Annotated in this window: 11 protein-coding genes; 6 read left to right on the plus strand and 5 right to left on the minus strand. The window is 44.0% G+C overall.

What is annotated here, in order from left to right:
* The first annotated feature begins 7 nt into the window (after positions 1-7).
* Complete coding sequence (gene murA, locus AV939_RS04215) at positions 8-1,270, plus strand: UDP-N-acetylglucosamine 1-carboxyvinyltransferase (RefSeq protein WP_057793739.1); 1,263 nt, start codon at positions 8-10, stop codon at positions 1,268-1,270.
* Between the two features lie 154 nt (positions 1,271-1,424).
* On the opposite strand, the gene AV939_RS04220 is transcribed toward murA, so the two are convergent.
* The 3 genes from AV939_RS04220 to AV939_RS04230 all read right to left on the minus strand — a co-directional run bounded on the left by AV939_RS04220 (position 1,425) and on the right by AV939_RS04230 (position 4,635).
* Positions 1,425-2,495: a trypsin-like peptidase domain-containing protein gene (locus AV939_RS04220; protein ID WP_061997167.1), complete on the minus strand. Its 1,071-nt coding sequence runs from the start codon at positions 2,493-2,495 to the stop codon at positions 1,425-1,427.
* A 254-nt stretch (positions 2,496-2,749) separates the two neighbouring features.
* Positions 2,750-4,117 (minus strand): DegQ family serine endoprotease, encoded by a 1,368-nt coding sequence (locus tag AV939_RS04225; protein ID WP_057793735.1) that lies wholly within the window; start codon positions 4,115-4,117, stop codon positions 2,750-2,752.
* Positions 4,118-4,197: 80 nt separating this feature from the next.
* Complete coding sequence (locus AV939_RS04230) at positions 4,198-4,635, minus strand: ZapG family protein (protein WP_057793734.1); 438 nt, start codon at positions 4,633-4,635, stop codon at positions 4,198-4,200.
* Between the two features lie 263 nt (positions 4,636-4,898).
* Between AV939_RS04230 and zapE the strand changes: the two genes are divergently transcribed.
* The gene (gene zapE / locus AV939_RS04235) at positions 4,899-5,996 is read left to right on the plus strand and encodes a cell division protein ZapE (protein WP_057793732.1); all 1,098 of its coding nucleotides are present in this window, start codon (positions 4,899-4,901) and stop codon (positions 5,994-5,996) included.
* Between the two features lie 120 nt (positions 5,997-6,116).
* Positions 6,117-6,839: a YebC/PmpR family DNA-binding transcriptional regulator gene (locus AV939_RS04240; RefSeq protein WP_057793730.1), complete on the plus strand. Its 723-nt coding sequence runs from the start codon at positions 6,117-6,119 to the stop codon at positions 6,837-6,839.
* Positions 6,840-6,949: 110 nt separating this feature from the next.
* On the opposite strand, the gene AV939_RS04245 is transcribed toward AV939_RS04240, so the two are convergent.
* Positions 6,950-7,849, minus strand: a complete 900-nt coding sequence (locus AV939_RS04245; RefSeq protein WP_061997169.1) for a DUF2306 domain-containing protein — start codon at positions 7,847-7,849, stop codon at positions 6,950-6,952.
* Positions 7,850-8,048: 199 nt separating this feature from the next.
* Between AV939_RS04245 and AV939_RS04250 the strand changes: the two genes are divergently transcribed.
* The gene (locus tag AV939_RS04250; RefSeq protein WP_061997171.1) at positions 8,049-9,248 is read left to right on the plus strand and encodes a helix-turn-helix domain-containing protein; all 1,200 of its coding nucleotides are present in this window, start codon (positions 8,049-8,051) and stop codon (positions 9,246-9,248) included.
* A gap of 27 nt (positions 9,249-9,275) precedes the next feature.
* Here AV939_RS04250 and AV939_RS04255 read toward each other — a convergent pair whose 3' ends face one another.
* Entirely contained in the window at positions 9,276-9,800 is a 525-nt protein-coding gene (locus AV939_RS04255; RefSeq protein WP_061997173.1) for a DUF421 domain-containing protein, read from the minus strand.
* A gap of 141 nt (positions 9,801-9,941) precedes the next feature.
* Between AV939_RS04255 and AV939_RS04260 the strand changes: the two genes are divergently transcribed.
* Both AV939_RS04260 and AV939_RS04265 read left to right on the plus strand, forming a co-directional pair.
* The gene (locus tag AV939_RS04260) at positions 9,942-10,349 is read left to right on the plus strand and encodes a hypothetical protein (RefSeq protein ID WP_061997175.1); all 408 of its coding nucleotides are present in this window, start codon (positions 9,942-9,944) and stop codon (positions 10,347-10,349) included.
* 70 nt (positions 10,350-10,419) lie between these two features.
* Positions 10,420-13,032: a protein translocase subunit SecDF gene (locus tag AV939_RS04265; RefSeq protein WP_061997177.1), complete on the plus strand. Its 2,613-nt coding sequence runs from the start codon at positions 10,420-10,422 to the stop codon at positions 13,030-13,032.
* Positions 13,033-13,113: the final 81 nt, after the last annotated feature.

Below are 13,113 nucleotides of genomic sequence, written 5' to 3' on the forward strand. Positions count from 1 at the left end.
TTTTTTCGTGGATAAACTTGTTATAAAGAAAGGCCCTGCACTACAGGGAACCGTGCGTATTTCCGGTGCTAAGAATGCTGCGTTACCATTATTGATGACCAGTTTACTTAGCGACCAGCCATGTCGTTATACCAACGTGCCTCGACTGCGTGATATTAATACCACAGTAGCACTGTTGCGAGAGCTAGGCGTTGAAGTAGCACAACCTGCTGCAAACGATGTTGTATTAGACTCAAGCACGCTGCAAAGCATCACAGCTTCATACGAGTTAGTACGCACTATGCGTGCTTCAATTTTAGTGCTTGGTCCTTTGCTTGCGAAACAAGGCAAAGCAAACGTATCACTTCCTGGTGGCTGCGCTATAGGTGCACGCCCTGTAAATCTTCATTTAACTGGCCTTGAAAAAATGGGCGCAAAAATTGAAGTAGACGAAGGGTACATTCGCGCTGAAGTTGATGGTCGTTTAAAAGGTGCACGCATCTTTATGGACATGGTTAGTGTTGGCGCTACCGAAAACCTAATGATGGCAGCCGCGTTGGCAGACGGTACTACCGTGCTAGAAAACGCTGCGCGTGAGCCTGAAATTGTCGATTTAGCTAACTGCCTTATTCAAATGGGTGCGGTTATCTCTGGTGCAGGTACTGATAAAATTACTATTGAAGGGGTAGAAACCCTAAATGGTTGTGACTATCGTGTACTGCCTGATCGTATTGAAACCGGTACTTTCTTAGTCGCTGCTGCGGTAACAGGCGGAAAAATTCGCTGTACTCATGCAGCACCTGAAACATTAGAAGCGGTTATCGATAAGCTTGAACAAGCCGGTGCGGTTATCACCCAAGGTGAAGACTGGATTGAGCTAGACATGCAAGGCAAGCAGCCCAAAGCAGTTCGCGTTAAAACTGCGCCACACCCTGCATTTCCAACAGATATGCAAGCCCAGTTCGTTACGTTAAACTGCGTAGCGGAAGGCACAGGTGTTATAACCGAAACTATCTTTGAAAACCGCTTTATGCACGTACCAGAGCTACAACGTATGGGTGCTGAAATTGCCCTTGAAGGTAACTCTGCGGTATCTAAAGGCAGCTCAGCGCTTAAAGGTGCACCTGTAATGGCAACCGATTTACGTGCGTCTGCAAGCTTAGTGATTGCTGGGTTGATTGCCGATGGTGAAACTCACGTAAACCGAATCTATCACCTAGACCGCGGTTACGAAGCTATTGAAGAAAAGTTAGGTGCACTTGGCGCCAACATCGAGCGTGTTAAAGAGTAATAATTAAGAATAAAGAGCCACGAGCAATGTGAGTTAATTGCTCATTCACGGCTTATAGAAAAAAAGGCGCCTATGATGGTTTATCATAAGGCGCCTTTTTTGTGTTTGTGATTAATGCATTTTATTCGTTAGTACAGGCAGCGGCGAAAGCGCTTTATTCTTGCGCTCGTAGCTCAGCAACTAATGCATTAATAGTAAGCGGGTTACCACCACGGCTAATTTCAAGCTCTAAGGTAGTACCAGGTGCAGTTTCTGCAATCATGTCCAAGGTCTTCGACGCGCTTTCTAAACGAATGCCGTCAATGGCTAATATAATGTCACCTGGTTGCAAGCCAGCTTCATCTGCAGCGCTACCGTTAGCTACCGCCGTAACTTCAATACCTGGTCGGTTGCGGTACTCACCACCAATAAACCCTAGTTGACCACGAATAACACGGCCATTATTGATAATTTTGTCCATCACTCGTTTGGCGAGTTCGTAAGGTACTGCGAAGTTAATGCCGTCTACATTACGAACACGATTACGAGAATCACGTACTTGGAAATTCGCGTTGGTAATACCCAATAATATACCGTTACTGTCTACCAGTGCGCCGCCCGAATTACCTTGGTTAAGCACGGCATCAGTTTGGATGAAATCAACATAGTTTGATAGCCCGTTGCGTCCAGCGCGACTGACAATTCCTTGCGTAATCGTTTGTCCTAAATCGAAAGGGTTACCGATAGCCATTACCACATCACCTACGTGAATATCTGGCTCGGAAACTTGGGGAATAATGTGTAAGTTGTCTGCAGTTACTTTCAATACCGCTAAATCGGTAAGTGGGTCGTTACCCACTATTTGTGCTTCCAATATTCTGCCGTCTTGCACCGCAACATAGATGCTATCAGCATTTTCTACTACATGGTGGCAGGTAAGAATATAGCCGTTTTCGGTCATAATCACGCCTGAACCTAAACTGGCGCGCTCTCTAGGCTGATTGCGAAACAAGCCGGTGTCGTTCTCAATACTAACGCTATAAATATTCACTACAGCAGGGGCAGAGCGGCTTAAAGGCGAAAAATAGCTTTCACGGCTGGCACTCACAGAGGGCTCGGTGAAAAGTCCTTGGGTAAGGCTGCTACCTTGACGTAAATCCGGCAACAAAAACAACAGAAGCAAGGCTACTATTGTTCCAAGGAATATTGATTTTATAATGAAATTAACTATTGAGCTGCCAGTCACAAGCCACACTTACATTGTTTTTAATGCCAAAGCACTTCAGCCCACAAATTTGAGCCAAAATAGTTGGCAAAATAAGGCTTTGTGTTGATGGTATTTTTTTATTTGATTAAGTTAAAGGATATCACCTTATCCGTCAATCTGTCGTCTTTAATCCGATTGGGCATAAGCATTTTACGGCAAACCTACATTTTCACTAAATTACGCATAAAAAAACAGCGCCTCTGGGCGCTGTTTTATGTACAAGTTCGTTACAACTACTGACGAATCAATAAGTAAATCGTAGAGTTTCCACGTTTAACATTAAGAGCAATAACCCCTTTTGCTTTATCTAACGCATCTCTAAACTCAGCCACAGATGGCGTGCGTAGGCGGTTCACACCCATCACAATATCATCAGGCTTCAAGCCAATGCGTGCAGCGGGGCTGCCATTAGCCAGTTCAGAAATAACCACACCCGCATTACCTGCTTCATCAGTACCATTAGTTAGCGTAGCACCTTCAAGTGCAGGATGAATTTGTGCAGCTGTGACGGTTGATTGCGTAGCATCGCCAAGTACGACATCCATATTCATCTTCTTACCTTTACGCATAATGGTAAGTTCAACCTCAGCACCTGCACCCATGCTAGAGATTTTAGCTCTCAGCTCTTGGAAGCTATGCAAGTTTCTACCATTAATACCGGTAATAATATCACCAGCTTGAATACCCGCTTTGTCAGCAGCAGATTCTGGAGTTACTTCACTAACAAACGCACCAATGTTCACATCGGCGTTCATCGCTTCTGCCAGGCCTGCATCTATGTCGCTGCCTAGAATGCCCAATAATCCACGGCGAACTTCGCCATATTCAGCAATTTGATCGACTAAGCTTTTCATCATATTGCTAGGAATGGCGAAGCCAATTCCCACGTTACCGCCGTTAGGACCGAAAATTGCAGTATTTATACCGACGAGTTCGCCGCGCAAACTAACCAAGGCTCCACCCGAGTTACCACGGTTAATTGCAGCGTCGGTTTGAATGAAATCTTCGTAGCCACCAATGTTCAAACCAGAGCGGCCTAATGCACTAACAATACCTGAGGTAACTGTTTGTGATAAACCAAAAGGGTTACCAATAGCTACCACAAAGTCACCCACTCGTAACGCATCTGAATCGGCCAGTGGTAATGCGGTAAGATCATCTGAATCGATTTTCAACAACGCTATATCACTTTGTTCATCAGAGCCGAGTTTTTTTGCTTTAAACTCACGGCCATCGGTAAGCTTGACGGTAATTTCATCGGCATTATCGACAACGTGGTTGTTCGTTACCACATAGCCTTTATCCGCATCAATAATAACACCTGAACCCAACCCCCTAAACGGTCGCTCTTGAACCTGTTCTTGCGGTGCGCCGAAAAAATACTGGAACATTTCAGGCACTTGTTGACGAGAGCTTTGCGTTCCCTCAACGGCAATACTTACCACTGCAGGCGTTGCTTCTTCTAGCATTGGGGCCAGAGACGGCACCTCATCCTTTTTATCTGAAAAGAACGGCAATGCCGCATAAGAGTTCACGCTAAAGCCAAGAGAACTTACTAATACTGCAGACGCCACGACATACTGACGAAAAGACACTTTCATGCTCGCTTATACTCCTTCAGGTTATTGCGATATTGAATCATTTTACTAAAGACTCTGAAATAACTGAAAAAGTTCCTAAATTATGACTTGTCTGCGGTGGATTGCTCAGAACCGCCGACGAATAGACCCGACCCTGAATTCGCAAAATCTTTTGGTTGGGTGTCGGATACTTTATTTACTTTAGACTTTTCAGAACTTTTTAAATTGTTGCGAAGGTAAGACGTCGCTTGTTCACCGTAGAAGGGGACTTTGGCGTCTTCATCGTCACTGCTTTGCGTGAGCAATGCTTCGTATTCTTCAATTTGTTGCTTCAGTGTTTCGCATTGACCTTCAATACTTTCAAGGCTTTGACGGGTTTGATGAATGTGATGTTGAGCTTGCTGAGCTAATATCTCTTTCACTTGCTGCTCTGTTTGAGCTGCATTATTCCCGCCCGTTTTGGTTTGTACAAAACGACCTATAAAAAAGCCAATGATTAAACCCACCACTAGTAAAGCAAGAGACACTAACAGTTCCATTCTATTCTCCGAATTAACGTACTACTCACATTAAGTACACCTTGATACGTGCTACCTAATGCATTCGACCATTACTTGAATATAGCAAGAGCCAGTATGAAAAGCGCATAGAGATCGCATTAATTGTGTTTATACGAGCTATGCAAATTAACTAGGTACGATTCTACCGTGATTTCCATTAAAATTAAGGTCATAATTGATAATTTCAAGCAGGTCGGTGCAGCCACGGCCACTATTGACATTTTGCGGGAGTGGAATAGGCGATGACGCCATGGGAAAAATATCAAGTAGATTTGACGTCGCCTGAATTTCAGTACGATGCAGCACAAGAAAATGCGGTTAAAGAATTACAGCGTTTATTTGAGGAGTTAACCCAGCCAGAGAAAAAACATACGTGGCGGGTAAAGCTTAAGTCGGCATTTGGTAAAGGCCAAAAGAACGCTGGCATTCAAGGTATTTACTTTTATGGCGGTGTAGGCAGAGGAAAAACCTATTTGGTGGATACCTTCTACGACTGCCTGCCGTTTAAAAATAAAATGCGTGTGCACTTTCACCGGTTTATGCACCGAATTCATGACGAGCTTAAGCAGCTTACCAACGCACAAGACCCGTTAAAAACCATTGCAGCCAAGTTAGCCAAAGAAACCAAGGTAATTTGTTTTGATGAGTTTTTTGTATCGGACATTACCGATGCCATGATCTTAGGCACGCTAATGGAAGAGCTTTTCGGTTATGGCATTGTGCTGGTGGCTACATCAAACATTGTTCCAGATGACTTATACAAAAATGGCCTTCAGCGTGCACGCTTTTTACCGGCTATCGACTTAATTAATCAAAATACACGAGTGATAAATGTAGATAGTGGTGTGGACTATCGTCTTCGTACTCTTGAACAGGCAGAAATTTATCATTACCCCCTTGATGGCGATGCGATTAAGAATTTACATAGTTACTTTGCGCAGTTAGCACCTGAAGCGGGTTCAGAAAACGAAACGATAGAAGTGAATAACAGGCAAATAGACACCCTTAGAGATGCTGATGGTGTGTTAATGATAGAATTTAATGCGCTATGTGGTGGGCCGCGAAGTCAAAGCGATTATATCGAGCTAAGTCGTTGTTACCATTCGGTGTTATTAGCTAACGTAAAAGTGATGGGGCAACATAATGACGATGTTGCACGCCGCTTTATTGCCATGGTAGATGAATTTTACGAACGTCATGTAAAGCTGATTATTTCTGCCGAAGTTGCAATGGACAATTTATACGGCGAGGGGCTGCTGAACTTTGAATTTAGACGCTGTTTAAGCCGATTAAGCGAAATGCAATCGCACGAATACTTAGCCACTGAGCACTTACCTTAACTAATAAAAACAGCGAGAGTGCCCGTGGCACTGTATTGTTGGGCATAAAATCGGTAGAATTTGCCCAATTTTTTCTGCTACTGATGGCAGAACTCCATTTGTAAAAAAGAGAATCTTAAGATGGGAAGAGCATTCGAAGTAAGAAAAGCCGCTATGGCCAAGACCGCTGGCGCAAAAACTAAAGTGTATTCAAAGTACGGTAAAGAAATTTACGTGTGCGCTAAAAACGGCGGCGCCGATCCAGATACTAACTTATCGCTTCGCCGTTTAATGGAGAAAGCGAAAAAAGACCAAGTACCAGGTCACGTTATCGATAAAGCTATTGATAAAGCCGCTGGTGGCGCGGGTGAAGACTTTCAACCTATGCGTTATGAAGGCTTTGGCCCAGGCAACTGCATGGTAATTGTGGATTGTCTTTCTGATAACGCTAACCGTACCATTACTGAAGTACGTAACTGCTTCACTAAGACTAATGCAAAGCTTGGCGCACAAGGCGCTGTGTCGCACATGTTCGATCACCAAGCCGTATTCCAATTTGATGGCGACGACGAAGACGCTATTTTAGAAGTTTTGATGGAAGCGGATGTTGATGTTACTGAAGTGGAAGGCGAAGACGGCAAAATTACCGTTTATGCGCCACATACTGAGTACTTCCAAGTTAAAACTGCACTTACCGAAGCCTACCCAGATATTAGCTTCGACGCAGAAGAGATGAGCTGGATCCCGCAAACGGAATCAGACATCAGCGAAGAAGACATGCCTATGTTCGAAAAATTCATGGACATGCTGAACGACTGCGACGACGTACAAGATGTTTACCACAATGGTATAACACCAAACTAAACGCTTTTAGTACGCTACGTTATTTAAAGGCCCTCTATTTAGAGGGCTTTTTTGTTTGTGTAGAAAAGGGGAAATGTACAAATGCCCAGCCAGAAATATTATAGCAAACCCTAGGCGATAACTGCCGGATACCAGCTCCCCAATGTTAAGCCAAAAAGTCCAATAAGAAAGATAGCAGAGACAACCAACAGCGTTGCGCTTATGAGATGTTTTAGTAGGGAAGTTCGATTGCTATTGCCAATAGCACTGTCGGTAGCATTAACGTTAACCATCCAAATTAACTGTGCAATAATATGAGGTGCTACATAAGACAGCACACTTACACTTATTACCGCAGGGCCAGTAAAGTTAGCGGTATTAATGCCAAGGGTGCCAAATAATGTCATCCAAGCGAAAATGAACAGCCTAAAAAAGAGCACGCCATTGGCGGCTAAAAATAAATGTAGCGCCCATCGTTGATGTAGTGCCACGTTGGCGTTTCTTATCGCGCGAATAGCAAAGAAACTACTTAGAATCACCATCCCGCCCGAAAAAGCCGTTAACCCATGTAGCAAAGGGGTGCCAACGGTGCCCCTTGATAGAAGAAGATACATACCAGCTAATGAAATACTGCATGCAAGGGTGACAAAAAGCCGACCATTATATTTATGAAAGGTTTTATATTTACGCCTAATGGCTGGGATAAGTTGCAAGCTTCCGCCAATGATCATGACTATCGCCAATAAAACATGCGCGGCATACATGGCATTGCCAAGTGAGTCTCCCGCAACAAAGGCCGTGCTATTAAAGCGATTCCATTGAGACACTCCTTGGGTTATACCTGTAAAGCCATAACCTGTAATCAAATAACTAACAAAGAAAGCTTGCGCGATAAGCAAGCAAGAAAATCCTATTTTCTGGCTGGTATCGTACAGCTTTGATGCGGCTGATAAGGTAGTAGGTGTTAGTGGATCAGATGCTCGGGTTTCAGGGTTTAGAGAAACGGGTGCTAGGGTACTTTTCGCCAACATGTCTTTGCCTCTTGAATAAATGTTTTGCCCTCTAATGTTCCTCTATCGTAAAGAAAATAAGGGCTCATTCTTCTCAAATTCGGAAAATGAATACCTTTAGTTGGGGCTTTTGACATACTCCTTAACAAAGTTCTTTTGTGCTTAGCGGCGATTCTTCTTACACTGAGGGCAGAGATATATATTAAGGCGTAGAACCCCTGTGGCGTGGCAAAGCGATTTACCTTATTACCTTTTAGTGTGCTGTAGTTTGGGCATAATGCTTACCCATGCGTTCAAAAATGATAAGCAGACAGTTAATTATTTAATCGCCATATTTAGTGCATCGCTTTGTATGGTGGCCACGCAGAAATTGAGTGCTGATACCCTTGGCGTGTATCAGTATGTTATTGGGCTAGCAACATGTGCAACGTGCAATGTGGTTTGGTTAATTGCAAGAACGCTATTTCGAGAACATAACCCCTTAAGTCGCAGACATATTGCGGTAGCACTTGTGGTTGCAGGATTAGTGATATTTAATCAAACGTGGCACTTAGTAGTTTCGAGCGATATTCCACACCTGTTAAACCAAGCACAGATGCTTAAACTTAAACAGGGAATGAATGAAATTACGACCTTGCTTTCATCAAGCATTTTAGCATTGTCGTTTTGGGAAGCTTTGCGCGGGTTTGAGAACAAAAATATCATCCAAAAGCGCCAGTCGATAGTCTTTGCCACAGCTTTTTTCCTTGGCTTATTTAACTCATCAATATTACCTAAATTTCTATTCACGCCCACAGAAGTTGAATTTTACGCACCCTGGTTAATATGCTCTTCGGCAATGCTAATTCTTGGTGCCATTCAATACGTGGTTCACTCGCAAAAAATGAGTGTTCGACGACGTGGGCAAATAAAAAATCAACCACAGAATGAACCACGAAATCAAGTTAACGCTGGCACACCTAGTCAATCATTAAATGGCGGCATCTCTGATTCTTATTGTCTCAATAGCACTAGCAGTGAGGGCGACGCAATACAACAAGATGAAGCAATTGATATGGCTGTTGTGAAAGGAATAAATACGTTAATTCATCAGGAACAAATATTTTTGCAACCAAACTTAAAAATAGCTCATTTAGCGCAAGCGTTAGATACCTCGGAATATAAAGTCAGTAAGGCCATAAGAGGCTACTTTGCTGCGGCCAACTTTAACCTGTTCGTGAATCAGTTTAGGGTAAAGCATGCTAAGCAACTATTACGGGATAACGAATGCCAGCAATGGAGTATTTTAGTAATAGCATTGGAGAGTGGTTTTTCGTCCTTAGCAACATTCAATCGGGTGTTTAAAGCCATTTCAGGGCAAATGCCAAGTGAATATAGAAAGCAGGGAAGTACAATGAATTATAGTGTGACGAGCGTATAAAAAAGTGGTTCATAGGTATGTAGAGAATCACTGATGAGCAATAGTTTTAGTGCCTTCTAGCATGTCATCTGCACAATGATTTCCGTGAAGCACAGAAATGTCGCCAGTGGTTTCCAGCACTACCGCTCTAACTTGTTGCATGTTTAGCACGTTTGCTTCTCGAAGCTTTGCCATAAGGTCGCTACGGGCCACCCGGGTTTCAGCTAGCGCAGAGTCAATAATTTCACCGTCGCGCATTAATATAACAGGGGTATTTTGCATAAGTGCTTCAATCTTATCGGAGCGTCTGCGCAATAGTGCAGTGACGAACTGCACTAAGAACAGGGCTGCCATAGCAATCATGGCCTGAAAGAACGCGCTCCAACTATTGGCTTGAGACGCACTTGCTAGCAATGAACCTACTGCTACCGTCATCACAAAATCAAAATTGGTCATTTTGGAAAAGGAACGTAGTCCATTCACGCGAACCAGTAACACCACCCAGAACATCCCCATAGTAGTTAGCAGTAAGCCTTTAAGCAGTAAATCCAGAGTAGGTAGGGCGCTAAACATGGCGTTCTCCTTAACATGGTGATTAACACTATTTGTACCGTGTTAGTAGACAAAGAGATTAATATTTTTCGGTTTGCTTTTTACTATTTCATACCCATATACAGCGCAACGGAATAATAAAAAGTTATCACTACTGCTCTCATGCATCGTTTCAAGCCTGAACGTCTCAATGACGATCACTCATCATTTAAGAAAAACTACGCGTCTTCAGTTTACGCGTGGGTGTTTTCTATTGTGGTGTCGGTACTTGTATTCAGCGCGCCATTTTCAGCTTATTCCGCGAATGATACGGCATCGTTTAACGAGCAAACCCCGCAGATATCCTTTTCCGACTTCGGACTTTCTGTTGCTACACGCTTTGGGTTTACCCAGCACAATCAAAAGCAAGATGCCGACCTAGATAATTCAGATGAACATCTACTTCTCTTTGGGTATCAACCCCATTTAGTTCTCGTCAACTTCTCGGGTGCTATCTTTAGCAAACCCTTTGAATATATTGCCTTTCACTGGAAGGGCATATCGAGTCGCGGTCCACCTTCTTCTCTGTAATACCTTACTGATATCACGCGCTGCACTTGCAGTGCTTCTCATTTTTTAAAGGTTTATTGCAGGACTTTTTATGACACGATTTTCATTTCGCGGCCTAGTGTATGCGCTAGTTATATTACTAGGCCTACTTAGCGCCGCCCCCAATATTTTACCCGATTCTATGCGTCAGCATGTACCACAGTGGTACAGCCAACACACGCTTTCCCTCGGTTTGGATTTACAAGGTGGTTCTCACTTATTGTTAGAAGCGGATACCGATGCGTTATTTGCTCGGCAGTTAGACACCTATTCTTCAGCACTTTTTAGTGACTTAAGAGAACAAAATATTCGCTACGTTAAACATGCTTCTAAACAAGGGCTAAGCGTTCAATTTACACTTTCGAACCCCGACGACTTTTACAAAGTTAAACAACGGGCAAGTGAAGTGGCGATGCAATCTGACGGTAGTAGCGCGTTGCTTCTGACACAGCAGGGTACTGCTCCAAAAGGCAATGCTTCAAAAGGTATTAGCCAAAAAGGGAATGTGATTGTCCTTGAGCTGACTGAGGAATACCAAGCAGCAGTAGTAAAAGATGCCATCAATCGCAGCCTCGAAGTTGTGCGTAAACGGCTTGACGAAACCGGTCTCACAGAACCCAGTGTTACCCGCCAAGGTAGCGATGCTATTTTAGTGCAAATGCCCGGTATATCAGACCCTGCCAATGTGAAAGCCTTACTAGGCACAACGGCGCAAATGCGTTTTCATTGGCAAACTCAGGTGAGTAATAGTGAGAGCTTTATTCGCGCCGACATTAACGATAGGCAGTATTTGCTTGAAAAGCATGTGGCACTTGAAGGTGAGCATATTACCGATGCGGCAGCGGTGTTTAGCCCTGAAACCAGTCAACCCGTGGTGACGTTTCGCTTAGATAACGAGGGTGCACGACAATTCGCCACCATGACTAAAAACAATATAGGCCGCGTGCTGGCAGTTGTATTAGATGACACGGTAGTCACTGCACCGGTTATCAATAGTGTTATTCCCGGTGGCAGAGGCGAAATTACCGGTAGCTTTACCATGAGTGAAGCACAAGATGTGGCACTCATGCTGCGCACAGGGGCGTTGCCTGTTCCACTGCATATTATTGAAGAGCGCACCGTGGGGCCTGATTTAGGAAGCGATGCTATTGAAACCGGAGTGAAAAGCGGCATTGCAGGGGCACTGGGTGTTTTAGTCTTTATGCTGGCCATTTACGGACGTTGGGGCGCGATTGCGAGTCTAGCGCTTACGGTTAATATGGCATTGGTATTCGGTGTGCTTACCCTCTTTGGTGCCACACTTACTCTCCCTGGTATTGCTGGGCTAATACTCACCATGGGCATGGCAGTAGATGCGAATATCCTAATTAATGAACGTATTCGTGAGGAAACCAAAAAAGGGCGGCCAGCAGGTAGCGCGCTTAAAATTGGGTTTGAAAAGGCGTTTGGTACCATTGTGGATTCAAACTTTACCACGCTAATTGCAGTTAGCTTGCTTTTTGTTTTTGGTAGCGGACCGGTAAAAGGCTTTGCGGTAACCATTGCGATAGGTCTGATAACCTCGCTGTTTACCTCGGTAGCGCTCACTAAGTTGCTTATGCAGCGAGCCACTAAGAAGCATCAAAGAGAGCCCATTAATTTATCGTCGCCACTGTTAACCATGGCCGATAAGTTAGGACCGTTTAACTTTTTAAAGTCTAAAAAATTAGCGTTGAGTGTGTCACTGATATTAACCCTGTGCTCAATGGCGATCTTCTTTAAGCCTGGCTTGCAATATGGCGTAGACTTTACTGGCGGCACTATGATGGAAATTTCTGCGCCGCAGCTTTCTACGGAGCAGTTGCGCACAGTGTTAAAAGAGCACCACTTTGAAGATATTGCTATTCAAGAATATGGCGCAAAGAATCAGTACTTATTACGTGCACCAGTATCGGAGCAATCGAACGCATTATCTAATATAGAAGCTAATACAGGAGCTAGCACCGAAGCTAATACGGTTGCCACGCAAGGCAGCAATATTGAAGTGTTAAAACAAGTGATACAAGACGCTGACAGCACTGTGGTGTTTAACAAGGTTGACGTTGTGGGGCCGAAAGTGAGTGATGGCTTTGCCGACCTATCTATTTTAGCTTTACTGATTGCTGGTGGCGGTATGTTGGCCTATCTATGGTTTCAGTTTGAAGCGCATTTTGCTACCGCGGCCTTACTTACCGTGCTGCTTGATTTAACCAAAACCATTGGGTTTATTGCCTTAACCGGTATTGAGTTTAATCTTACCGCGGTGGCCGCGCTACTGGCCTTAATAGGGTACTCAATTAACGATAAAGTGGTAGTGTTAGACCGTGTGAGAGAGTTACTGCGCATTAGCCCAGAGCGCTCGCTGGCTGATATTATTAATGAAGCGGTAAATAGCACGCTTAGCAGAACGGTATTTACCTCGTTAACCACGCTGCTCGCGTTGTTACCTATGGCGCTAGTAGGCGGCGACGCAGTTAGTAGTTTTGCTGTACCTATGGTATTTGCCGTTGTTATTGGCACCTCATCTACTTTGTTTATTACTTCATCGTTACTCCATATGTTGGGTAAACGCAGAGAGCAAAGGGGGAAAGCACAGCTTCGCCCAACAGCCGAGGAGGTAAAAGCGTCGCTGGCACATATACCTTAAGCGCTAAAATCGAAATAGGTAGGGCGGTAAAATACCGCTTTGCCCATTTCATCTATATACTTCAATACTGTTATGTTAGAA

This window comes from Alteromonas sp. Mac1, from assembly GCF_001562125.1.
Taxonomy (GTDB): domain Bacteria; phylum Pseudomonadota; class Gammaproteobacteria; order Enterobacterales; family Alteromonadaceae; genus Alteromonas; species Alteromonas stellipolaris.